The organism is Pseudomonas fluorescens (genome assembly GCF_902498195.1).
GTDB classification, from domain to species: Bacteria; Pseudomonadota; Gammaproteobacteria; order Pseudomonadales; family Pseudomonadaceae; genus Aquipseudomonas; species Aquipseudomonas fluorescens_BU.
Genome location: NZ_CABVIY010000003.1, coordinates 343,073 through 366,499 on the forward strand (window position 1 = coordinate 343,073; position 23,427 = coordinate 366,499).

At 60.3% G+C, this 23,427-nt stretch carries 17 protein-coding genes; 2 read left to right on the plus strand and 15 right to left on the minus strand.

Features of this window, described 5'->3' with window-relative positions; all coding sequences use genetic code 11:
• Positions 1–220 precede the first annotated feature (220 nt).
• The 14 genes from F8N66_RS12490 to rfaH all read right to left on the minus strand — a co-directional run bounded on the left by F8N66_RS12490 (position 221) and on the right by rfaH (position 16,917).
• Positions 221–1,687 carry a family 16 glycosylhydrolase gene (locus F8N66_RS12490; RefSeq protein WP_150770463.1) on the minus strand — a complete coding sequence of 489 codons (1,467 nt, stop codon included), beginning with the start codon at positions 1,685–1,687 and terminating at the stop codon, positions 221–223.
• Positions 1,687–2,742 (minus strand): UDP-glucose 4-epimerase GalE, encoded by a 1,056-nt coding sequence (gene galE / locus F8N66_RS12495; RefSeq protein WP_150770464.1) that lies wholly within the window; start codon positions 2,740–2,742, stop codon positions 1,687–1,689. Before galE ends, F8N66_RS12490 begins: the two co-directional genes overlap by 1 nt.
• A 29-nt stretch (positions 2,743–2,771) precedes the next feature.
• On the minus strand, positions 2,772–4,190 hold the full coding sequence (locus tag F8N66_RS12500; RefSeq protein ID WP_150770465.1) for an oligosaccharide flippase family protein: 1,419 nt from the start codon (positions 4,188–4,190) through the stop codon (positions 2,772–2,774).
• Positions 4,191–4,203: 13 nt separating this feature from the next.
• Positions 4,204–5,157, minus strand: coding sequence for a glycosyltransferase family 2 protein (locus F8N66_RS12505; protein WP_191622980.1), 954 nt, complete (start codon positions 5,155–5,157; stop codon positions 4,204–4,206).
• A 17-nt stretch (positions 5,158–5,174) separates the two neighbouring features.
• Positions 5,175–6,488: an O-antigen ligase family protein gene (locus F8N66_RS12510; protein WP_150770467.1), complete on the minus strand. Its 1,314-nt coding sequence runs from the start codon at positions 6,486–6,488 to the stop codon at positions 5,175–5,177.
• Positions 6,485–7,597 carry a glycosyltransferase gene (locus tag F8N66_RS12515; protein ID WP_150770468.1) on the minus strand — a complete coding sequence of 371 codons (1,113 nt, stop codon included), beginning with the start codon at positions 7,595–7,597 and terminating at the stop codon, positions 6,485–6,487. Before F8N66_RS12515 ends, F8N66_RS12510 begins: the two co-directional genes overlap by 4 nt.
• On the minus strand, positions 7,594–8,673 hold the full coding sequence (locus F8N66_RS12520; protein ID WP_150770469.1) for a glycosyltransferase: 1,080 nt from the start codon (positions 8,671–8,673) through the stop codon (positions 7,594–7,596). Before F8N66_RS12520 ends, F8N66_RS12515 begins: the two co-directional genes overlap by 4 nt.
• A gap of 2 nt (positions 8,674–8,675) precedes the next feature.
• On the minus strand, positions 8,676–9,380 hold the full coding sequence (locus F8N66_RS12525; protein WP_150770470.1) for a WecB/TagA/CpsF family glycosyltransferase: 705 nt from the start codon (positions 9,378–9,380) through the stop codon (positions 8,676–8,678).
• 13 nt (positions 9,381–9,393) lie between these two features.
• The gene (locus F8N66_RS12530) at positions 9,394–10,734 is read right to left on the minus strand and encodes a UDP-glucose dehydrogenase family protein (protein WP_150770471.1); all 1,341 of its coding nucleotides are present in this window, start codon (positions 10,732–10,734) and stop codon (positions 9,394–9,396) included.
• Positions 10,735–10,782: 48 nt separating this feature from the next.
• Positions 10,783–12,174, minus strand: coding sequence for an undecaprenyl-phosphate glucose phosphotransferase (locus tag F8N66_RS12535; protein ID WP_150770912.1), 1,392 nt, complete (start codon positions 12,172–12,174; stop codon positions 10,783–10,785).
• Positions 12,175–12,321: 147 nt separating this feature from the next.
• The gene (locus tag F8N66_RS12540; RefSeq protein ID WP_150770472.1) at positions 12,322–14,634 is read right to left on the minus strand and encodes a GumC family protein; all 2,313 of its coding nucleotides are present in this window, start codon (positions 14,632–14,634) and stop codon (positions 12,322–12,324) included.
• Positions 14,635–14,636: 2 nt separating this feature from the next.
• On the minus strand, positions 14,637–15,170 hold the full coding sequence (locus tag F8N66_RS12545) for a polysaccharide biosynthesis/export family protein (RefSeq protein ID WP_150770473.1): 534 nt from the start codon (positions 15,168–15,170) through the stop codon (positions 14,637–14,639).
• Between the two features lie 16 nt (positions 15,171–15,186).
• Positions 15,187–16,347: an outer membrane beta-barrel protein gene (locus F8N66_RS12550; RefSeq protein WP_150770474.1), complete on the minus strand. Its 1,161-nt coding sequence runs from the start codon at positions 16,345–16,347 to the stop codon at positions 15,187–15,189.
• A gap of 36 nt (positions 16,348–16,383) precedes the next feature.
• Positions 16,384–16,917: a transcription/translation regulatory transformer protein RfaH gene (gene rfaH, locus F8N66_RS12555; protein WP_150770475.1), complete on the minus strand. Its 534-nt coding sequence runs from the start codon at positions 16,915–16,917 to the stop codon at positions 16,384–16,386.
• Positions 16,918–17,521: 604 nt separating this feature from the next.
• Here rfaH and F8N66_RS12560 point away from each other — a divergent pair.
• Positions 17,522–18,520, plus strand: a complete 999-nt coding sequence (locus F8N66_RS12560; protein ID WP_150770913.1) for an NAD-dependent epimerase — start codon at positions 17,522–17,524, stop codon at positions 18,518–18,520.
• A gap of 535 nt (positions 18,521–19,055) precedes the next feature.
• Complete coding sequence (locus F8N66_RS12565; RefSeq protein WP_191622981.1) at positions 19,056–21,353, plus strand: DUF4214 domain-containing protein; 2,298 nt, start codon at positions 19,056–19,058, stop codon at positions 21,351–21,353.
• 166 nt (positions 21,354–21,519) lie between these two features.
• Here the strand turns inward: F8N66_RS12565 and F8N66_RS12570 are convergent, their stop codons facing one another.
• A complete protein-coding gene (locus tag F8N66_RS12570) occupies positions 21,520–23,379 on the minus strand; it encodes an ABC transporter ATP-binding protein (RefSeq protein WP_150770477.1) in 1,860 nt (619 codons plus the stop codon).
• Between the last annotated feature and the right edge of the window lie 48 nt (positions 23,380–23,427).

The window sequence follows — 23,427 nt, forward strand, 5'->3', positions numbered from 1 at the left end:
CCTGATAGCCGACCTGACTCTTGTTGATGTACACCGTTCAAAATGTGGGAGCGGGCTTGCTCGCGAAGGCGGTTGTCAGTTGACACATGTATTGACTGACACACCGCCTTCGCGAGCAAGCCCGCTCCCACAGGGGGACGCGTACATCCGCGAATCAGGTCGGCTTTAAGGCCGCCTCGCTTGGCTTTGGCTGTTGAGGTGTACGCCCCAAAAATAGCGTTCACCGCCCTCGCTGCCACACCTTGACGTAATCAACACTAAAGGTAGAAGGCAGATCCGCATCATCAACGACCCCGAACCATTGCCACATGGCCTCGCTGTCAAAAACAACCTGCATCGGGAAGAAGAAGTGGTTGTTCTTCGACTCCCTGACCAGCACGCCATCGACGTACCAGCGCAGGCTGTCGGGCCGCCAGTCGAAGCCGTAGACGTGAAAGTCATCGGCCAGGCGCCAGGGGCTGATCCAGTTGCTGCCGTCGGCGATATGTTCGGTGCTCTGCGGCGTGGCCCAGAGGTGGGCGTTCATGTTGTATCGCCGGTCGAAGGCCGCGCCCTTGGTCTTGCCGCCAATTTCGAAGATGTCGATTTCGGTGGCGTTGTCGGCCATGCCCGTCCAGGCCAGCCAGAAGGCGCTGGAGCCTGCGGAGTTCATGGGTTTGGCGCGTGCTTCGTAATAGCCGTAGAAACCGCGTTCATTAGTACGCACCATGGCCGAGGAGTAGTCCTTGAAGCCCAGCTGGACGTACTTGTGCGGCAGGGTTTCCTTGCGAAAGACAATGTTCAGGTGGCCCTTGTCGACGCTGGCATTGTCCGGCTTGAACAGGGCCGGTTTGCGTCCCAGGGACTCGTTGCCGATGGCATTGTTGACGTGCCAGCGGGCACGGTCGAGGGTGGCGCCATTGAAGTCGTCGGACAGTGTCGGGTCGAGCGTCCACTGACCGGCATTGGCCTGGTCTGACAGCGGCAGTCGGGCGTTGGTCCGGGCCGGCACTGTGCCCAGCGGTCCGACACGGGTCCAGGTGTCGGCCACGGCGGGGATGGCCACCGACCACTTGTGCGCCAGGTACTCAAACGCCTGCCGACGCTCCGCCAGCGAGGCAAACCGACGGTCATACACCAACACTTCGGCGATGTCGCCGCGAAAGTTCTCGGCATTGCCAATGGCATTGCGTCCCACGGCATATGGACCGATGGGCACATCGTCAAGCTCCAGGACGGAAACGGTCGGTGCATACGCGGTGGCCTGTTGCAGGCTGATGGCGAAATTGGGCAACACATTATCGTTGTTGGCTGTTTGCGGCCGTGAACTGAACAAGCGTTGCCAGGGATCGACCTTGGCTTGTTCGGGTAGGCGACGGGACACGATCAATACCGTCACATCGCCTTTGGCTGTGCGAATGCTGTTGCCCAGAAACGCCGAAGCGCCACTGAACCGCACCACCGAATGACCATTCAAGGCGTTGTTCACCCACTGCGGCGGCGAAGCGGCATCGTCGACCCTGGCGTCATTGGAGCGGGCGGATTTGTCGCTCCAGCGCTGAATCCGGCCCTGCGCATCCAGGGGCAGGGTGGTCGCATCGGCCGCGTCCAGCCACAGTACCAGCCCTGTGGCAGGTGGCTGCGCGGCCTCGCCAGCCAGCGACAGCAGCAACAGGCAGGCCGCCAGCCATGGCTTGATGCCCGGCATCACTTGACTCCGATCATCGCCGGCATTTCGACGCAGGACTGATACCCCTGCGGATTCCCCGACTGCCACCGCCAGGTATCAATGATCATCTGCTCCAGGTTGCGTTGTGCGCGCCAGTCCAGTTCACGTGCGGCCTTGCCCGGGTCGGCCCAGCACTCGGGGATATCCCCCGGGCGTCGCGGGGCGAAGCGGTAGGGAATGCTGATGCCGGTAATGTCCTCGAAACTGTGGATGATCTGCAGCACGCTGTAGCCGATGCCGGTGCCGAGGTTCCAGGCGTGGATGCCGCTGCGTTGCTGCAACACCTGCAACGCCTTGAGGTGACCATGGGCAAGGTCCACCACGTGAATGTAGTCGCGCACGCAGGTCCCATCCACGGTGGGATAGTCGCAGCCGTACACCGTGAGTTCGGCAATCCGGCCGATCGCGACCTGGGTCAGGCACGGCAACAGGTTGTTGGGGCGGCCTTTGGGGTCTTCTCCGATCATCCCGCTCTCATGGGCGCCAATCGGGTTGAAGTAGCGCAACAAGGCGATGCTCCAGCGTGGATCGGAGAGGCACAGGTCGGTGAGCAATTGCTCGATCATGAGCTTGGTGCGACCGTAGGGATTCACCGGCTTGCCGGTGCCGAAGTCTTCCTGGATCGGCGTCCGGGCGGGCTCGCCGTAGACCGTGGCCGAGGAACTGAACACCAGGTTGAACACCCCGTGAGCCGCCATCGCCCGGCACAGGTTCACGGTCCCGGCGACGTTGTTGGCGTAATAGTCCAGCGGCAGGCGAAGGCTTTCTTCCACGGATTTGAGACTGGCGAAATGCACCACCGAATCGATGGCGTAACGGCTGAAAATCTCGTCGAGCAGGATCGAGTCGCGGATATCGCCGTTGATGAAGTCGATCGAGGTATGGGTCAGTTGCTCAAGGCGCGCGATGCACTCTCGACAACTGTTGCACAGGTTGTCGAGCACCAGCACAGAGTGTCCGGCATTGATGAGCGCCAGGGCGGTATGGGAACCGATGTAGCCGGCCCCGCCAGTAATCAGCGTAGTTTTGCGCATGGTGAGCTGTTCCTGTTTCGGGATTGAATTCAGCGAGCGGTGAAAACCGATTTGAATTCCTGCGGCCAGCGCGGGTGCATGACGCTATACGCCACGGCATAGCTCAACGCGCCGACCACGATGTTGCCGATCAGGTGCAGGTAGCCTTGGACACCCAATCTTGAAGAAACCACCAGGACGATCACGGCCATGACCAGCGAGGCAATCACGCTGCGATAGTTGCTGTCGAAAAACAGCCGCCATTCATAGCCGATAGCGCTGTTCAAGCCGGCGATTTGCAGGGGCGTGATGACCACCATCCGGGCCAGCAGGCCCAGGGCCGCGGCCATGCCGCCATAGACGCTGCCGAAGCTGTAGACCAGTGCCAGGGCCAGGACCGTGGTGAGCACTTCGGCCTTGATGGTCAGGTGGCTGCGATTGACCGCGACCAGTGCGGTCGTGGCGTACATGGCGGTGTTGCCGATGGCGGCCGTGCACGCCAGCACTTGCAGCAGGGGAATGGCGTCGCTCCAGCGCTCGCCGAAAATCAGCAGGATCAGGTCCTGTGCCGTGAGTGCGAGGCCGATGAACAGGGGCGTCAGCACGAAGCCGCTGACGGCGGTCGAATCGCCGAGGATCGCGCGCAACCGCGATGGATCGGCACTGCGCCGGGAGAACGCCGGCAGCGCATAGCTCAGCAGGCCGTTGTAGATCGCCGTGCGCGGCAGCTCGATGATGCGCATCGCCATGTTGAACATGCCGACCGCGCTGGCGCCGGCCGTCATGCCCAGGACTACGTTGACCCCGCGTTGCAGGGTTTGCGAACTCAGCGCGTTGATGGCGACCGGCGTGCCGGCCTTCAACAGTTCGCGCAAGAACGGACCGTCGATGTGAAAGGCAATGCGTCGCGGGTCGGCGAGCATCAATACGATGATGGACACCCATTCCATGATCAGGGCCTGGGCAATGACCGCCCAGGCTCCCCACCCCCAGAGCGCGACCGCGATGCCGCCGACGCCGCCACACACCTTGCCCAGCAACGTGCGCGACGCCAGCGCCTTGAAGTTACCGCTGCGGCGCATTTGCGCCACATAGACCCGCGCCATCATGGTGAACAGGATCTTCACCGAAGCCACCGCCGTCATCCATTGCAGCACCGGGTCGCTCGTGTAGAGCATGGCCGCGCCCGAGATCACCACGATGGACAGCAGGCTGACGAGCACCGAGGCCCAGAAAGCCGTGGCGATGTGTTTGTCCTCCAGCCGTTCGAGTCGTACCAGCGGGTCTTCCAGCACCGACGAATACACCAGGCCGATCAACTCGACGATGGCGATGATCACCGTGCCCACACCCAACTCTGCCGGTGTCAGCAACCTGGCATAGGCGACAAAGGTGATCATCGACAGGAAAATCAGGCCGAATTTCTCGGTGAAGATCCAGATCAAGGTAACCAGACGGTGATTGGCCATGGCGCGCGCCCGTTCAATGCGCGGTGGTTGAGGCGGTTGCCCGGCGCAACGTCCTGGCGCGGGCATAGAGGTAGCGCAGGGTCGGTTTGCCGTTGGCGAAGATCAGGGTTTTCCAGGAACACTCCAGCATGCGCCGGTACACGTCGATGACCTCGGCATGTTCGCCACGTCGGGAAAAGGCATTGAGAAAATCGGTGTGGTTGCCCAGCACGAAATCGGTCCGCTGCTGCTTGCTCAGCTGCGCGCCATAGCGGGCCAAATACACTTCGATGAAGCGGATCTTGTTCTGGTAGTACTTTTTCGGTTGCGCGGTCATGTTGCCGCCGTTGATCGTGCGATCCAGCAGCACCTGCGGCACTGTATGGATCTCCCAGTGTTCGGCGATCCGGGTCCACATGAAGCGGTCTTCGGAATACCGCAGGCCGGCATCGAAGCCGCCCAGTTGCATGATCACGTCGCGCTTGACCAGCGCGGTGGAGACGCCATTGACAACGTTGGCGTGGATGAAATCGTAGAAATGCCGGCCGTGCTTGCGCAGGTTATCCAGTTGTCGCCTGCCGTCGCTGTAATTGACCTGCGCATAGCAGTCGATCAGCCCCACCGGCTTTCCCTGGCGAGTGAGGTCGTCATACAGCGCCAGTTGCAGCTCCAGCTTCTGCGGACGAAATTGGTCATCGGCATCGAGCATCGCCACAAACGTCTCTTCAGAATGCCGCAACCCGTGGTTGCGGGCACTGGCCTGGCCTTCGTTGGCTTGCTGCAACAGCGTCAGGCGAAACGGTGCCGCGAAGTCCCTGACCCGTTGGGGGCCGTCATCGGTGGAACCATCGTCGACGACAATGACGTGATCGGGCAGCCGGGTTTGCGCGACCAGGGACGCCAGTGTTTGCTCGATGCTGTCGGCACCGTTGTACATCGGGATCACGACGCACACGGTCGGGGGTAAAGCGTGGGCTTGGTCTGACACGGGCATTTCTCCTGTGGTTACGCCTGGGCCGAGTCGCGCGGCATGGCCCCGTCAGACGGACGCTGACGCTGGGTTGCCGGTGCAAACTCGGGGTATGTCGCGCGGTGATGCCGAAAGGACAGGGCAAGGGTGCAGAACACCAGAAACTCGGCGGAGCGGTAGTTGGGAATCACATACGCCACGTAGTTGGTGACGATGAACAAACCGATGATCACCAGGGCGCTGGCGCGAAACTGTGCCGCCTGGTTCGCCGTCACGGCGCGGTATTGTTTGAGCAGCGCTTCGCCCAGCAGCAGCGTCAGGGCAACCAACTGGATAACGCCGCCGTTGAGCAGGGTCTCCACGTAGCCGCTGTGGGCATTGCCGATGTAGCCCCAGCGATTGATGAAGGCATCGGCGTCGCGACTGGCCCAGAAGGCGCCGAAACCGTAACCCTTGAGCCATTCCTGGTCGACGAATGGCGCCAGCAGCTCCCAGATCAGCGTGCGGTCGGTGAGTGACGGATCGCGGCCGGCCATCTCCAGCAGCCACGCGATGTGGTTGTACAGCAACAGGCAAACCAGCAGGAATACCAGCGTGCAACCGAAGAACAGCCACTGCGAACGGTTGAGGCGCAAGCGGATCAGGGTGAGGAAATACCCGTAGCTCACCGTACCGGACACAATCAGTGCCACGCCGGTCGCCGACTGGGCGAGCAGCACGGCGACCAGCGAAAAAAACGAGCAGAACAGGGCCCAACGGTTGCGCTGGCGGATCATCGGCAGCAACAGCAGGATGGCGATCGCGTTCAGTCGTGCGCCGGCATTCTTTTCGGAAAAGATCCCCTTGAACGCACCGTCGCGAATGCCGCCGGAGATGAAGGCGACACTGGGCATGAGCAGGGCGAGTATCAGCCCGATCAAGGCCGCCACGCCGATGGCACAGCCGAGCATGAAGGTGATTTTTTCGAGGCTGTAGTTGTAGGCGATGAAACCGGCGAAAAACACCACGCTGATCAGCGCGATAAACCGCTTGAGACTCAACATCGGGTCGTGGGACCAGCCGATCGACGCCGCGACACAGAGCATGAACACCAACAGAAAGAAATTGCCCCGGTAAAAACTCTTGCTGAGGAACACCTTGTTGCGGATGAAGAAATACAACGGCACCAGCAGGGTAATCAGGCCGCATACCTGGTTGGTGACGTTACCGGCGAGGTCTTTGTCGATGTCGTCGAAACTCGCTGCGCCACCCAGCCCGAGGAAAAACGCAATCACCTGGATGTAGAACAGCACGCCGAACAGGGTGAAGGCGTCGCGCAGGGTGGAATGCCTGATCTCCAGTGTGCTCATGGCAATGGCCTCCCGAGCAGCGCGGCGAGGTAGGTTTGCACGGCGCTGGCATTCATGAATCGTGCGGCGGCATCGATGCGCGATTGGCGCTGCAGGTCTCGCGGCGTGGACAGTTGCAGGGTGATCGCTTGCGCCAGGGCCAGCGGGTCGTCGACGGGCACGAGCGGGGCGACGATGCCACCGATGAGAATGTCCTGCGGGCCATGGGGGCAGAGGGTCGAAACCACCGGCGTGCCCGTGGACAGGGCTTCTACCAGCGCGTTGGGGCTGCCCTCGAAGCGTGACGACAGCACGAAACAGTCGGCGGCAGCCACTTCTGCCATGGGATCGCGGGTGTAGCCCGGCAAGTCGAACCGGTCCGCCACGCCCAGCGTTTTGGCCTGCGCTTGCAGTTGGGCCCTGAGCGCGCCTTCGCCAAAAATGACCAGGCGAGCCCCGGTATCCGGCAGTGCCGCGAAGGCGGCGATCAAGGTGTCGAAGCCTTTTTGCGGGGCCAGGCGACCCACGGCGACAATCACCGGGCCGGATTTCTCCCGCAGCCAGTAGTGAACCGGCAGACCGAGCCTCTTGTGGCGAAAGTCGTTGTCGAGGACCGGGTTGTCGGCCACGGTGACATCCCGGTGCCGCGCAATGGTGGTTTTGACCAGGTCCTGGGCAACGCCTCGCGAGACGCAGATCACCGGATTGGGAATGAGCCGGTACAGCAGCGGTGCCACCAGGTACGCCACCCGCACCATGAACGCGGGGTTGACGTATTTGTCGTGGGAAAACGCGTTGCGCTCGCTGACGTGCAGCCGGGCCAATGTCCCTGACAGCGCGGCGGCGGCGATCGCCACCACATTGACGTGGGTGAGGGCAGCCAGTTGCGCGTCGAAGCGATTGGCCCGCAGAAATCGCGCGAGTGCCGGCACCGCTCGGGCGCTGCGCGGACTTTGCAGCTCAACCTTTTTTACCCGTGGGTCGAGTTGCGTGGCATGCACGCCGCCGCCGGTGAGCATCAGCAAGGTCACGTCATTGCCTGCGTCCACCAGCGCGCCGGCCAGGCGCGCCATCATTTTTTCAGCCCCGCCCGCGCCGAGGTCATGCAGGATAATCAGCAGCTTTTTCATTGATTCCATACCTGGTAGTACGCCTGCGCGGCGTGCTGGCTGGTGTACGGGTGAATGGCCTCCGTGAGCATTTTCGCGCTGGGTGCAACGGACCCCTGGGACGTCAGGCTGTGCAGCATGCCGCTCGCCAGCGCCGGTACATCGTTGACCTTGACCAGTTGGCCAAGCCGGCCGTGGTCCAGCAGTTCCCTGGGCCCGGTCTCGCAGTCGCAGGCCAGCACGGGCGTACCCAGGGCCAGCGCCTCGATCAGTACGGTCGGCATGCCTTCCTGCACGGAACTGAGAATGAACAGACGTGCGTGCCTGAGCAGTGGATAGGGGTTACTCAGGAATCCGGTGAAATGCACCCGGTGTGCGATGCCCAGGCGGCTGGCCTGGGTGGTCAGCGCGTCGAGCAAGGGGCCGTCGCCGACGATGACCAGGTCCGGCAACGCTGCACTGCGCAACGCCAGGGCGTAGGCGTCGAGCAACAGGTGAAACCCTTTGGGCTGCACCAGGCGGCCCAGGCTCAACCAGTAGTCGCCGGGCAGTCCGGCGGGCAGCGGTGCCCTGGAGGCTTGGAGCAGTTGTTCGGTGACGACGGCATTGGGGCAGTAACGGATTCGCTGCCGACCCCATGGCAGCAAGTCGACGAGGGCCTGGCGCAGGGCGGTGGAGACGGTGACGACCTTGCCACCGCCACACAAATACAGGCTGTAGAGCCATCGCAGGCTGGAAGGGCCGGTGTTCTGTTCAGTGCAATCGAGTGTCGCGTGGCGGCTGTAGATGACGTTGCCGGAACGGCCCAGGGTGGCGAACCAGGTGCAGAGGTTGGCCTGCTCCTTGGCGGAGATCAGGTGGGTGATGCCCTCACGGCGAATGAGACGGCGCAACAGCGCGATGGACTTGAGCAGCCCGACGATCCCGCTGCCGCCGCCCTGGATGTGTTGAACACCCGGGGTGTCGGGTGAGTCGCCGTTCATGACGAAAAAACTCACACGCCGGCCGTCCTTGAGAAACTGCTCGGACAAGCGTTGCTGAACGCGCTCGACGCCGCCGCCCGACTTGAAATCCTTGAGGATAAACAGGATGTGCATGGTCATTCCCCAACGCTGATGGCGACTTTGCGCCGAGCGAGCATCACCAGCAGGTGCAGGAAGTTGCCCGGGTAGTCGATGAGGTAGCGTTTGATCGTATGGGGTTCGCGGTACATTCGATAAAACGCGCGCAGGTGCAGGCGATTGATCAGCGCGGGGTAGTACTGCCGCGTAGCCATGGCTTCCTGCCGAATGAACCCGCCACAGGTAAAGGCGACGCCGCCGAAGCCCGCGCGCAACGCATCCTCGACGAACTGCTCCTGGCGCCCGGCGCCCAGGCCGACGATCAGGATGTTCGCAGCGCTGCGGCAGATGTCGGCCCGAAGGTCTTCGGCCTGCGCCGCATCGAAGTAGCCGTGGTGATAACCGGCGATGCCCAGCCGTGGATAGAGTGTCTGGATCTTGCTGACGAACAGCGCCAGTTCAGCTTGCCGGGCACCGACGAAATACACGCGCTTGCCCTGTTGCTCGGCGCTGCGCAGCACCAGGTCGGCAATCGAGGTGAAATCGAAGCTGACCCGGCCAATCGTCCGGCCGGTCACGCGCGACATGAAGGTCGACATCAGCAGGCCGTCGCAAAAATAGGCGACGGTGCCGGGAGCCTGTTCGAAAAAACTGCCAATGGACGCAAAGTTGATAAAGGAATAGGCCTGGTTGGCCTCCAGTAGCCGCGGTGAGTAATGCCTGACGAGTTCCAGTCGGATCATGGCGTGACTCCTGTCAGATAACCGCGTGGGTCTGGCGGCCCACGCAGATGTAGGTAAAGCCACGGTTGCCCAGGCGCTGCGGATCGAACAGGTTGCGTCCGTCGAAGATCAGCGGTTGCTTGAGCTGCCGGCTGAGCAGGTCGAAGTCCGGTGCGCGAAAGGACTGCCACTCGGTGACGATGATCAGCGCATCGGCATTTTTCAGCGCCGCTTCCTTGGTGCCCGCCAGTGTCAGGTCATCGCGGGCGCCGTAGATGCGCTGGGCCTCTTCCATGGCTTTGGGGTCGAAAGCCTGGACGCTGGCGCCGGCGTGCCACAGGGCTTCCATCAACACCCGGCTTGGCGCTTCGCGCATGTCGTCGGTGTCGGGCTTGAAGCTCAGGCCCCACAAGGCAAAGGTCTTGCCGCGCAGGGCGCCGTCGAAGTGATTGAAAATCTTGCCGTACAGGCTGGCTTTCTGTTCGTGGTTGCGCGCCTCGACGGCCTTGAGCAGCCGGGCGTCGATGTCGACTTGTGTGGCGGCATGGATCAGTGCCTTCACGTCCTTGGGAAAGCACGAACCGCCGTAGCCAAGTCCCGGGTAGATAAACTGATAACCGATGCGCGGGTCGGAGCCGATGCCGTGGCGCACCTTCTCGATGTCGGCGCCGAGTTTTTCCGCGAGGCAGGCCATTTCGTTCATGAAGCTGATCTTGGTCGCCAGCATGCAGTTGGCGGCGTACTTGGTCAGCTCGGCGCTGCGCACGTCCATGACGATGATTTTTTCGCGGCTGCGATTGAACGGCGCGTACAGTTCGCGCATCACCTCTTCGGCACGCGGGCTGTCGGTGCCGATGATGATCCGGTCCGGGCGCATGCAGTCTTCCACCGCGCAGCCTTCCTTGAGGAATTCCGGGTTGGAGACCACGTCGAACGTGAGATCACTGCGCCCGTTGTCGGCCAGCACCTGCTCGATGCAAGCACGCACACGGTCACCGGTGCCGACCGGCACGGTGGATTTGTCGACGATGATGTGGTGCCGGTCCATGTGCAGCGCGATGGTCTGCGCCACGCTCAACACGTATTGGAGGTCCGCCGAACCGTCTTCGTCAGGTGGCGTGCCGACGGCAATCAGCAGCACATCGCCATGGTGGACGGCGCCGGGCAGGTCGGTGGCGAATTGCAGGCGTCCACTCTGGTAATTGTCGCGGACCAGGCTTCTGAGGCCGGGTTCGTAGATCGGCAGCGTGCCTTCCTTCAATGCCTCTACCCGGGCAGCGTCGACATCGACGCAAAGCACGTTGTGGCCAACCTCCGCCAGTGCGGCGCCCTGGACAAGGCCGACATAACCAATACCGAATACGCTCACATTCATGGTCAAACCTCGGGTCGTGTTGACAGTGATCAGCGATGGGGCAGGGCGTCAGTAGATGTTTTTCGAGAACAGCGTGAAGGGGGTCTTGATGAGGATCTTGATGTCGAGCCACAGCGACCACTGGTTGATGTAGTTGAGGTCCTGGGCGACGCGCAGCTGCATTTTTTCCACCGTCTCGGTTTCGCCGCGATGCCCGGTGATCTGGGCCAAACCGGTGATGCCCGGCTTGAGGCGATGGCGGGCCATGTAGGCGCGGACTTTTCCGGTGTAGTAAATGTTGTGGGTGACGGCGTGCGGGCGCGGGCCGACCAGGGCCATTTGCCCCAGCAACACATTGAACAGTTGCGGCAACTCGTCGATGGAGCTGCGACGCAGGAAGCGTCCAACGGGGGTCACGCGATCGTCTTCGCGCGTGGCCTGGCGCACTTCGCGGTCGTCGTGCACGCGCATCGAGCGAAACTTCCAGACCTTGATCACTTCCCCGTTGCAACCGTGGCGATTCTGCTTGAACAGCACAGGGCCGGGGGAGCTGAGCTTGACGGCGGCGGCCACCAGCAGCAGCAACGGACTGAGCACTATGATCGCCACGGCGGCCAGGCTGCGTTCGAACAGGTCCTTGCAGAACAGGCTGGTGGGATGGGAGCTGATCAGGCTTTCGTTGAGGTAAATGGCCGGCATTCGCTCGATTTCCGAGATCGAATGGTTGAGCAGCACCATGCTGCCGAAATCCGGGATCCACACCACGTCCACGTTCAAGTCCAGCAGGTCGATGTACAACGCTTCGATGGTTGAAGCGTGCGCCATGGTCAGGACGACGTAGACGCGGCGTACTTCCAGGCGGGAGATGATTTCGCGGATCGAGTCGACGTGGCCGAGCAGCGGCAGAATGCTGGGAGCCGGGCCGCTGTTGTCCGCGGCACGAATAAACCCCAGCACCAGCGCACGGTTGGGCCTGGAGAGTTTTTTCGCCAACTCATGGGCGGTCGGGCATGTGCCGATGATCACCGAACGGCGCTCGTTGCAGAGCATCCGGGAGTGCAGCCGGGCAAAGTAGTGCAGGGGCAGAAAACTTGCGGCCTGGACCACGAAGCCCAGCACCGCCCAAACCATAATCACTTGGCGCGAATACAGCGCACTGGTCTGGGTGATGAAGGCGATGGCCGCCAGCACGGCCATCAGGATCAACCAGCCGGCCAGCAACCGGCCGAGGCCGACCAACAAGCCATGGCGCTTGTGGTAGACCTGCATCAGGCTGTAGATCGGTACCGAACCGAGCACCGCCAGGATGATCAGAATGCGGTATTCGCTGGTCAGGCTGCCAACGCGCCAATACACCAGCAGCATCAGCACGCAAGTGGCCAGCGTCAGCGCACACAGCCACTGACCCCAGAACGTCAGGCCTCGGCGATGTGTGATATGGGCGGTATAGAGCGGTGTCATGGGCTTGACCTCAAGGCAGGAGTAATGCATCAGCGTGGGTCGGGCAGGCACGGCGTGGCCCCCGGGCGCTATTTCGTAGCTCGGCAGAGGTGAAGCTGATTGTTGGCAGGGCAGACGTTGGCGTAAGGGGCAGGCGGGGTCGCAGTGTTATCGAGGCGCGAAGCCGTAGTTGTAGAACGACCGGGAATGGAGGTAGCCGTACTTGCGTGCCTTGCGCAGGTCGACCTGGTTGAGCACGGTGCCGAATACCGGCACATGGCTCTGTTGCAACATGGCCAGGCCTCGCTGCGCCTGGCTGATCGGCGTGCTGTCGGCCTTGACCACATAGATCACCGCGTCCGAATGCTTGGCCAGCAACAGCGCGTCGCTGATCATCTCTGCCGGTGGCGAGTCGATGATGATGTGGCGGTAACGGGTCTTGAGCACCTCAAGCATGCGCGCCATGCGCGGTGAGCTGAGCAGGTCCTGCGGCGGTGGCTGGCGCGATGCATTGAGCGAGTCGGCGGGAGACGGCAGGCGCGGCGCGGCGAACAGATCCAGCGACGGCGGCATGACCTTCCCGGACAGCAGCATGTCCAGATTACCCACCGACACGATGCAGTCCTCGAGCCGGGCGGTACCGGCAATCACATTGGCCAGCCCCGGGGTGTCAGACGCAAAATCGAAATTCAGCGAAAGGGTCGGCTGGCGCATGTCGGCATCGATCAGCAGTACCCGCTCCAGCGAAGAGAGCGAACTGGCCAGGTTGTTGGCAATGGTGCTTTTGCCCTCGCCGGCAACGGTCGACGTCACCAGCACCACCTGCGATGGCTTTTCAGTGCTTTGCAGCATCAGCCAGGTGCGCAGATTGCGAATGGTCTCGGAAAAACGCGGGTTGTCGTTGTCTTCGAACAGGCGCGCCAATTGCCGCCGGTTTTTCTTCGTCACCAGGGGGACGACGCTGAGCAGCGGAATGTTGAGCGCGCTCTCGATCGACTCGTCGGTTTTGAAGGTGTTGCTCAGGCTTTCGAGCAGTAAGGCCAATGCCACACCGATGACCGCGGCGACCAGGCCGACGATCCCCACAATCAGTTTTTTGCGCGGCTTGCTGGCTTCGGCCGGAACAATGGCCGGGTCGACGATGCGCACTTTGGTGGAGTCCATGTCGGCGGTCGCCGCCGTTTCCTTCAGGCGGGTGACGAAGGTTTCGTACAGGGCGCGGGTGCTGTCGACCTCCCGCTGGAATTCGCGCAACTGGAATTCCTTGCGCGCAATGTCCTGGATCTGCGCCTTGTTACTGTTGAAGGATTGCCGCAGCGAGGCTTCGCTGGCCGAGGCGAGCTGGTATTGCCGTTCAATGCCGGCCACCACCTGCTGCACCTGCAGTTGCAGGCTGGTGGTGGCAGCGCGCAGTTCGGACTGGGCGGAAAGCAGGCTCGGGTGTTTCGGCCCGTAGCGGCCGGACAGCTCGTCGACCTTGGCTTGGGCCTTGGCCCGGTCCGCCTGGAACTGCTGGACCAAGGGGTTGCTCAAGACCGCCGGCACGCTGGAGAGTCGGCTCAGGTCGCCATTGCTCAAGGCCTTCGCCTGGCGGTATTCGCTTTCTGCTTCAGCGCGGTTGCGCCGGGCGTCGACCATGCGGTTGCCGGTCATTTCCAGTTCGTTGGCACTGATGGTGGCGACCCCGCCGACGTCGACCAGACCTTGCTCTTCCCGATACCCCTGGAGTTTTTTCTCCGCCGTGCGCAGGTTGTCGCGCAGCTTGACCAAGCGGATGTTCATCCACGCGGTGGTGGTCTGCGAGGACTTCTCGCTGGTGTCCAGCTGGCTGTCGGTAAAACCCTGGGCCAGCGCGTTGGCCGCCGCTGCCGCGAGGTTCGGGTCGGGCAGTTCCACCTCGATTTCAAGCAACTGGCTCTTGCCGATGAACTTGACGCTGGTGTGCAGCATGAGGTTCTGCGTGACCTGATTGAAGACGTCTTCTTCGGTCGGCACCTCTTTCTCCGGGATCCACTTGCCCAGGCCCGGGATCCATTGATCAAGGTCAAGATCCGCCAGCCACTGGCGCGGCGTGAACCATGGCTTGGGCTGCTGGCGCGGGTCGGTGACCGGGTGGGTCGTCAGGCCGAGCTTTTTCACCGCGCGTTCGGCAAGGTCCCGCGACTGCAGGAGCGCTTGTTGAGTCTGCAAATAATCGGTGGCGTTGCTGCCCGAATCCTTGACTTGCTGGAAGGACATCAGCGGCGGTGTCTTGTCGTTGAACAGCAAGGTGGTGCTGCCGATGTACTGCGGGGTAATGGTCGAGACCACGGCGATCGCCAGCACACAGCTGAGCAGGACCAGCCATCCGATGTTCCATTTGGCGCGCCAGATCACCCGCCACAGATTAAGCAGGTCAATGGTGTCCTTGTCTTCGCGGTACTGCTGATGCAGATGCGTTTGCAGGGGACGTTCGACGTAGGTGCTAGGGCTGTTGTCCATGATCAGAAAAACCCTTGTGCAATGGAAATGGTGTCGCCGGGGGCAATAGTGGTGGTTCGCGTGATGTCGTCGGTGACGGTGGCACTGCCATCGCCGCGCACGATGGTCACCCGCTTGATGGAGGCGCGCTCGGTCAGGCCGCCGCCCAGGGCGATGGCTTTCTCCAGTGTCAGCCCGGGCACGAAGGGATAGCTGCCGGGTTTTTGCACTTCGCCATTGATGTAGAACGAACGGTATTCAATCTGGCTGAGGCTGACTTTCGGATCGATCAGGTAGCCTTTCTTGAGCCCGTCGACGATGATCTTTTCGACTTGGCCGGGGGTGAGTCCCTTGGCGGAAATCTCGCCCAGGAACGGGTAGGAAAATGTGCCGGCATCGCTCAGGCGGATCTTCTTGAGGCTCAATTCCGGCTCGCCGAACACGATGATGCGCAAGACATCGCCAGCGGCCAGTTTGTATTGGGTGTCGGGGTCTGCTGCATGCGCATTGGATACAAAACCCAGTGCGAACAACAAACCAAGCGTCTGCGCGTTCATGTCGAAACCCTCGTGCTTAAAGGCTTACGTTGAAGCTGAGCTGAACCACGTTGCGGGTGAAACTTTCATTGTCGGCATCGGAGTCGTTATCGCGGTATCGATAGCCGAGTTCGATATCCAGCCATCGGCGCATTTCGTACACCACGGCCAGGCGGTAGTCCTGGAGGTTGTCGGTCCGGCTTTGGCCCTCGTAGACATAACGACCGAACCCGGCCTGGGCCACGGTGGTGATCCGTTCGGTCCAGCCATGACGCCAACCGACCTGGGTGAAGGTGGACTTGACGGCATCAGCGCCGTCATCGCCTTCGGCCAGGGCCTGGCGAGCGACGAAGGTAAAGGTCGAATAAGTGCGCGGTTTCCATTGCAGGTCGACCTGCCAGGTGGGGTTGTCGAGGTCCTTGGATTCGCTGTTGTCGAAGTCTTTTTTCTCGTAGCCAATGCGCACCTTGCCGGTGGTGCGGGCGGTGATGTCCCACACCGCACCGGCCAGTACCGCATCGGAGGTGCTGCTGCGCGGGCTGTTGGATTGCAGGTAATCGAAAACGGTGTGGTCGTATTCCAGCAGGCTGCGGGTATTGCTGCCGAGGCGGTGGTACCAGGTACTCGTCACACCCGTAGTATTGCGCTCCTTGTCCTCATTGATGCCGTCGGAGTTGTCGTAGCGCAGCTGCGCGTAGTTGGCCCCGAAGTCGATCTGGTTGTCGGCACTCTTGGCGCCGTAGGTATAGAGCCCGCCCACCCGCTTGTTGTTGATCTTGTCATTGATGCCTTCGACCGCCGTCGATTCCGTGCGCTCGTATTTGCGGTATTCGGCTTCGAGGGCCAGCCGATGCCGGTCGGTGAACTCCATGATGCTGTCCGCCCGCACGCGTTGGGCGGTGTACGAGGCATCCGACTCGTCGTGGTAAATGTAGCGGGAGGGCTGCCAGGTCAGTCGGGTGGCGCTGTTGCGATCTTCGGCCTTGAGTTCGAAGGAGGGCAGCAACTTGGTGATCATGGAAGACTGTCGATTGTTTTCCAGTTCGCGAAAGTTGTCGTCATGACTTTCCGACAACATGAAAGTCGGTGTGAAATCGAACCCATACACATCAATAGCCTGTGGATCAATACTCCAGGCCATTGTCGGGTACAAAGAGACCATGATCAGTGCGTAAGGGCAGCGTGATTTCAAGACCATGTCCTAGCTCCCGGGGAAAGCATACAAGTCAGGGGGTTAATTATTTATTTGTAGTGAGGGTTGCTGGCGTTCGAGATCACGTAATGGCAGACAAATCGCCTGGTCCCGATTAAGAAACTGCAGCAGGATCATCACGCGCTCAGTCCCCTGCGACGATATGAAAATGCCTTCCAGTGTCGACAGTGGCCCTCGAATGATCTGCAAGGGTTCGCCGGGCTTGAGGGGCTCGTTAACTTGCGATTCCGCCGATTCACAGCGCGCACGCAAGTGCTCGACGACATGCTCGGACACCGTCGCGGGGCCATGATTGAATTCGACGATACGACTGACACCACGCGTGGATCGTATGGGCGCCCAGTTGTCGTTACCGCCAAGATGGATAAACAGATACCCAGGGAAGAGGGATTCGCGCACCCTGTGTTGTTTGCCGCGAATCACACGTTCACTCATGAGTTGAGGATGGAATACAACATAGTTTTGTTGAGTCAGGTTGACGTGGGCACGTTCATCCTGGTGAGGCTTGCATTGCAGTAGATACCATTGAGACCGTTCCGGGCATATTGCGGGCATGCTGGTAAACTCCGTGAAGATCGAAAGTTTAGGCAGGCAGGGGCTCTATCGAGACCGGGAAAATAAAGTCGGGAGGGATGTATTTTTTATAAGTGCTGCGCATGCGTGTTTCAAAGTTGAATCACATCGTGTTACGTCAGTGAGACAGCCATGAATGATTTTGCGTTATTACTGACAGCTTGAATGGAATAAGACACTGACAGTTTGTCGCAGGCAAAGCTACCGCACGGTCCGTGTCACGGACCTTTAAGAATAAGGAGATCAGAAGTTGCCTGGGGAGCAGCGGTAAACGAACAAGTTGCACTCGTATGCTGTTCCAATAGACCGGTGTAGTTATTGACTACTCTCGGCAGCCTGTCAAACGATCGTTGTCAAAAAACGTGCCTTCTATCCATTAGTGCATTCGCTAACAGCCAACTGTCTGTTTTTACGAATAATTTTTTTTCCGTCGAGCGGATTAAACTTTTCAGAATGTTTATAGTCGTGCTCTGGCAAGATTGTCATGAAAACATTTTCCCGAAGTGGATCCTATTATTCAGCTGGACCCCTTTCTATAGCAACGCTATAACTACCCGCCTTGGGTTGGACAATGGGGCAGGGCATTATGACCGTTCTTGTGACTGGCGCCGCAGGATTCATCGGATATCACACGGTCAGGCGGTTGTGCCGCGAAGGACTTGAAGTCGTCGGTATCGACAACCTCAACGACTATTACAGCGTGGCGCTCAAGCACGCGCGGCTCAAGCGGCTGAGCGCGCTGGACGGCTTCCGTTTTCAGGCAATGGATATAGTCGACAAGTCGGCCTTGATGGCGTTGTTCAAGGAACAGGGTTTCACCGAGGTTGTGCATTTGGCCGCGCAGGCGGGGGTTCGCTATTCACTGGACAACCCGGATGCCTATGCGCAATCGAACCTGGTCGGGTTTCTGAATGTCCTTGAAGCCTGCCGACACCATCGTCCCGCGCATCTAATCTACGCATCGAGCAGTTCGGTATATGGCGCCAACAACAAGTTGCCGTTCAGCGTCGATGACCCGGTCGATCAACCGGTTTCGTTGTATGCCGCCAGCAAGCGCGCCAATGAACTGCTCGCCCACAGTTACTGCCATCTCTACGGTCTTCGCGCCAGCGGCCTGCGTTTTTTCACCGTGTATGGGCCCTGGGGACGTCCCGACATGGCCCTGTTCAAGTTCACTGAAGCGATGCTGAAGGGGCGGCCGATCGATATATACAACCATGGCCAGATGGGGCGCGATTTCACCTATGTCGACGACATCATCGAAAGCATTGCCCGACTGCGCATTAAACCGCCGGTGCCGGACAAGGGCGCGGATGGCGTCAACCGGATTTTCAACATCGGACGAGGCATGCCCGTTGCACTGATGGATTTTGTGCAATGCCTGGAATCGGCGTTGGGCATAAAAGCCCAGTGCAACTTTTTGCCGATGCAGCCTGGCGATGTCGTGAAGACCTGGGCGGATGTTTCGGCACTTGCAGATTGGGTCGGCTTTTCTCCGAAAGTCGGGATTGAAGAGGGTGTGATGCAGTTTGTTAGTTGGTATCGGGAGTATTATCAGGAACTCAGGGGCGGCGCAGGGATTTAACAGTTCAGGTGGGTTGAATAGATTGTTGTCGTCAGGTTGCGACAACTAACCTGTATAGCGGCTATGTGCGCATTACTACTAACTTCAAAAGGGAGTTACTGTACTAATATTCATTGGTGAATGGATCCAATTTGCGAGTTATCGGATAGCTTACTAATTTTTCGTTTGTAATCAGCGGGCAAATAAATTCAGCGGAAACTCGTGTAAGCTTTCGCTTACACGCTTTTGCGAGATCGGCTTGTTTCAAAAATTTTTATGGCTTTTTGATATCATTTATACTAAAAAGTACGCCGATGGCGATGTGAACACGCTTCGCGCGAGTATTCGCCTGCTGCAGTCCAGTAATAAAACCGCAACAAAAAATACTCTCTGCGCAAGCTGTTTACGCGTCGTTGACGCAGTAAAGCCTCAAGTACCACACGGTTTGGCTCTGTTGTGCTCAAGCTACTGACTGCCGTGGGATTACATCCTCACGGCCAGTCACTATGGATTTACCAACTGCCATCATGGGATGGAGTTAATCAAGGGAATAAGCATGACTGTTCTGCAGACAAAACTGGCCGAGTTGTACATTTCTTTCTTCAACCGCGCGCCCGATTCCGCAGGCCTGGCCTATTGGGTCGAGCAACTGGACAAGGGCCCGTTGACCCTTGAAGACATCTCCAAAAACTGGATGACCGAGCAGGCTGAAGGCCTCGCCAAGTACCCGTCGACACTGACAGACAACGATTTCATTACCCAGATTTACCAGGCCACTCTGGGCCGCGCGCCGGATGCCGAAGGTCTTGCCTACTGGCAGGATCAACTGACCAACAACAGTGTCGGTCGTGATGTGTTCCTGGCTGCCGTCATTAATGGCGCCAAGGCGAACACCTCGGCCCAGGGCGTGCTCGATGCAGCCAATCTGAGCAACAAGGCGACCGCAGGCGTAGCGTTTGCGGACAAGGGTCTTAACGATCTGACATTGGCCGCCCAGGTCGTCGCGTCCGTCAACAGCAACCCCGACACCCTGGCTGCCGTTCAAGCGGTCCTCAAGCTGGTACCGGCCGCAGCGGCTGACGTGACCCCGGGTTTGATCACCCTGCTGACGCAAACCTTCGACAGCATCATCAACCTGAACACCAAGGCCCCGAGCGAACTCGGCGACCTGGCGACCTACCTGACCACCGTGGCCAACCAGGCTGGCGCAACCACTGACCTCAGCATCCTGCTGGCCAACGTCGCGACTACCGTGACCAAGGCTGCAACCGACACTACCGCGCTGGACAACCCTGCGGCGCTGGCGGGTGATGCTGTGACAGCAGCCACGCCATCGACTGGCGGTGGCCCGGTAACGCCGACCGAGACCGTGATCACCAGCAAGGTTGGCGGTGACAACATCGACGTGACGGCTCATCCGACCAAGGTTGTTGTGCAGTTCGGTCAGGATAAGCAGGCGCTGGCTAATGCTGCACAGCTTATCGCCGATCAGACCGACGCGGATGCGCTGCTGGCAACGGCCGAAGCCTTGCAGGATACCGCCGATGCGACTGACGCCGCCGCGTTGCTATCTGCTGCTAGCGTTTTGCAAATTACTGCCGACCAGACTGACGCTGTAGCATTGCAAAACACCGCCAATCCTCTGAATGCTATCGCTGCTCTGACCGACGCCGGTGCGCTGCAAACAATTGCCGACGGACTGAAGGCCACTGCTGATCTGACCGACGCGGGTAACCTGCAAGTTTTTGCCGATGCCCTGAAGGGTACAGCCGATTTGATCGACGTAGACGTGAAGCAGAATGTTGCCAACGCTGCCAAGGCCACTGCCGATCTGACCGACGCGGATGCCCTGCAAATCGTTTCTGTTGCGGCACAAGAATTGCGAGCTGCGTATACCACTGCTGCCAACGTCTCGATTGCTGCAGATGTGACCGCAGATAATAGTTTAGATGTAGCAGACGATCTCATTGCCATTCAAGCAGCCTTTGCAGTAGCTCCGGGCGTATTACCCGCTGACCTGGCGCTTGTTCAGGCGGCAACTACGGATGCTGAAGCAATAGCGCTCATCACAGGCTTTTTGGAGACCTACGGTGACGCTGCTGACAGCGCTAAAGCCGCCTTCGACAGTGCTGTAGCCGACGATGCTGCTGCGACAAGCGCTCAGAATGAAGCCGACGAAGCGCTGGCCGACGACGTTGCCGCTGCATCCGCTCAGACGGCGGCCGACAACGCAAAGGCTGCCGACGAAGCGGCTGCAACCGCTCAGACTGCAGCCGATCAAGCCCTGGCTGACGACCAAGCTGCCGAAGCCGCTCAAACAACGGCCAACGATGCCGCAGCCGACGATCTGGCGGCTGCAACCGCTCAGATTGCCGCCAACGTTGCCGTAGCCGACGACTTGGCGGCTGCCAACGCCCAAGTCGCTGCCAACAGCGCGGTAGCCGACGATCTGATCGCCGCAAACGCCCAGGCCGCCGCCGCCAGCGATGCGCCGTCCCACTCGACACTGGCCGACATGGACCTGTTCACAGGCTTCACCATTGGCACCGACAAGATTGACCTCTTGTCCGTCACCGGTGGTGCAGTAGCACAACCTGCCGGGCTGGAACGCCTGGCTGACATCTTCACTGCCGACACTGGCGACCTCTCGGGTGTGCTGACAACAGCCTTCACGGGGACTGCTGCTAACAAGGCTTCGATGGTCGTCATTGAAAACGGTACGGCTAAAGGCACATACCTGTATGTGAACGATGCAGATGCCGCGTTCAGCGCAACGGCGGACGTATTCATCCAGTTGGTAGGCGTCACACCTGGCGATGTCGGCCAATTGAAAGTAGGCGACTACTTCGCCTGATCTCCCTGAAACGGAGGCATCCTTCACTTAGCTGAAGGATGCAGGTGAACCCGTAAACCCCGCTTCTCACAAGGAAGCGGGGTTTTTTGTTGTGCGCCGAACAGGGCAGGGGGCACAGTGAAGAAGGCAAACCAGGGTCGGCATTCTTGCCAGACCCCGCTCACGCTCACAGCTGATCCATCGCCTCCGCCATCCCCTGATCCTCACCCAGGAACCCACCGCTTTGATGCTGCCACAGCCGCGCATAAGTGCCGTTTTTTCCCAGCAGCTCGGCGTGGGTACCTTGTTCGATGATGCGTCCCTCATCCATGACGATGAGCCGGTCCATGGCCGCGATCGTCGACAACCGATGGGCGATGGCGATGACGGTCTTGCCCTGCATCATTTCATCGAGGCTTTCCTGGATGGCGACTTCGACTTCGGAGTCCAGGGCGCTGGTGGCTTCGTCAAGCAGCAGGATCGGGGCGTTCTTGAGCATCACCCGGGCGATGGCGATGCGTTGGCGCTGGCCCCCTGAAAGCTTGATGCCGCGCTCACCCACCAGGGTGTCATAGCCGGTATGGCCTTGCCGGTCGCTCAGCTGGTCGATGAAACGGTCGGCCTGGGCGCTGGCGGCTGCACTGCGGACCTGTGCATCCGTGGCATCCGGGCGGCCGTAGGCGATGTTGTCGCGAATGGAGCGGTGCAGCAGGGAGGTGTCCTGAGTGACCATGCCAACAGCGCTACGCAGGCTGTCTTGTGTCACGTGAGCGATGTTTTGCCGGTCGATGCGAATCTCGCCGCTGTCGACGTCATAAAAGCGCAGCAGCAGATTGATCAGCGTGGATTTGCCGGCGCCGGAACGGCCCACCAGACCGATTTTTTCGCCCGGGCGGATGTGCAGGCTCAGCCCGTCGAGCACCTGGCGTTCACCGTTGTAGTTGAAGCTCACATTGTCAAAGGTCACCGCGCCGCCAGTGGTCACCAGTACGCGGGCGTCCGGTGCATCCTGCACCTTCGGGCCGCGGGTCAGGGTGGCCATGCCGTCCTGCACGGTACCGATGTTTTCGAACAGCGAGGTCATTTGCCACATGATCCAATGCGACATGCCATTGATCCGCAACGCCATGGCGGTAATCGCCGCCACGGCTCCCGTGCCGACTTCGCCCTGGTGCCACAGCCACAGGGCATAGCCGCCTGCGCCGAGGATCAGCGCGACCACCAGTGCCTGATTGACGATTTCAAACTGGCTGACCAGGCGCATCTGGCGAAAACCGGTGTGCTTGAAATCTTCCATCGCCGCGCGGGCGAAGTGCGCTTCACGTTTGGAGTGCGAGAACAGTTTCACGGTGGTGATGTTGGTGTAGGCGTCCGAAATACGCCCCGTCATCGACGATCGAGCATGGGCCTGTTCCTGCCCGACCTGCCCCAGGCGTGGCACGAAGTACAGCATGGCCAGCCCGAACAACGCGACCCAGGCAATGAAAGGCAGCATGAGTTTGAGGGCAAAGCCACCCGCCAGGGCGATGATCGCAATGAAGTAAATGCCGATGCCCGGCGCGATTTCGATGAGGATGAACAGGACTTCGCGCACCGCCAGGGCAGTCTGCATCACCTTGGTCGTGACCCGGCCGGAGAACTCATCGGAAAAGAAAGAAAGGCTTTGCCGCAGCATCAGCCGATGGAAGTCCCAGCGCAGGCGCAGCGGCAGATTGATCGCCAATACCTGGTGCTGCACCATTGTGCGAAGCGCCACCAGCCCGATGCTGGTGAGCAACACGATGCCAACCCCCCACAGGACTTGACTGACTTGCCCGTTCGCCTCGCTGCCGACCTGCCAGGTCGAGAGCAGGTCCACGACCTGCCCGAGAAAGTAAAACAGCCAGGCTTCGTAGATCGACACACCGGCACTGAGCAGCGCAAGCGCCAGGATATAGCCGCGGGCGCCGCGCGTGCAGGCCCACAGAAATCGCACCAGACCCACCGGCGGTGGGGGTGCTTCGTCGGGGGGGAATGGGTCGAGCCTTCGTTCAAACGCGCGAAGCATTGTGGTCTCCGAAATGATCAGGGTGAGGGGATTCTGCCATTTAATGTC

Excerpts from the sequence above, each read along its gene's own strand:
- F8N66_RS12535 (WP_150770912.1), bottom strand. The coding sequence starts at position 12,174 with ATGACACCGCTCTATACCGCCCATATCACACATCGCCGAGGCCTGACG.
- F8N66_RS12530 (WP_150770471.1), bottom strand. The coding sequence starts at position 10,734 with ATGAATGTGAGCGTATTCGGTATTGGTTATGTCGGCCTTGTCCAGGGC.
- F8N66_RS12490 (WP_150770463.1), bottom strand. The coding sequence starts at position 1,687 with ATGCCGGGCATCAAGCCATGGCTGGCGGCCTGCCTGTTGCTGCTGTCG.
- F8N66_RS12515 (WP_150770468.1), bottom strand. The coding sequence starts at position 7,597 with ATGAAAAAGCTGCTGATTATCCTGCATGACCTCGGCGCGGGCGGGGCT.
- F8N66_RS12545 (WP_150770473.1), bottom strand. The coding sequence starts at position 15,170 with ATGAACGCGCAGACGCTTGGTTTGTTGTTCGCACTGGGTTTTGTATCC.
- F8N66_RS12540 (WP_150770472.1), bottom strand. The coding sequence starts at position 14,634 with ATGGACAACAGCCCTAGCACCTACGTCGAACGTCCCCTGCAAACGCAT.
- F8N66_RS12550 (WP_150770474.1), bottom strand. The coding sequence starts at position 16,347 with ATGGTCTTGAAATCACGCTGCCCTTACGCACTGATCATGGTCTCTTTG.
- F8N66_RS12510 (WP_150770467.1), bottom strand. The coding sequence starts at position 6,488 with ATGAGCACACTGGAGATCAGGCATTCCACCCTGCGCGACGCCTTCACC.
- galE (WP_150770464.1), bottom strand. The coding sequence starts at position 2,742 with ATGCGCAAAACTACGCTGATTACTGGCGGGGCCGGCTACATCGGTTCC.
- rfaH (WP_150770475.1), bottom strand. The coding sequence starts at position 16,917 with ATGCCCGCAATATGCCCGGAACGGTCTCAATGGTATCTACTGCAATGC.
- F8N66_RS12500 (WP_150770465.1), bottom strand. The coding sequence starts at position 4,190 with ATGGCCAATCACCGTCTGGTTACCTTGATCTGGATCTTCACCGAGAAA.
- F8N66_RS12560 (WP_150770913.1), top strand. The coding sequence starts at position 17,522 with ATGACCGTTCTTGTGACTGGCGCCGCAGGATTCATCGGATATCACACG.
- F8N66_RS12570 (WP_150770477.1), bottom strand. The coding sequence starts at position 23,379 with ATGCTTCGCGCGTTTGAACGAAGGCTCGACCCATTCCCCCCCGACGAA.
- F8N66_RS12520 (WP_150770469.1), bottom strand. The coding sequence starts at position 8,673 with ATGCACATCCTGTTTATCCTCAAGGATTTCAAGTCGGGCGGCGGCGTC.
- F8N66_RS12565 (WP_191622981.1), top strand. The coding sequence starts at position 19,056 with ATGACTGTTCTGCAGACAAAACTGGCCGAGTTGTACATTTCTTTCTTC.
- F8N66_RS12525 (WP_150770470.1), bottom strand. The coding sequence starts at position 9,380 with ATGATCCGACTGGAACTCGTCAGGCATTACTCACCGCGGCTACTGGAG.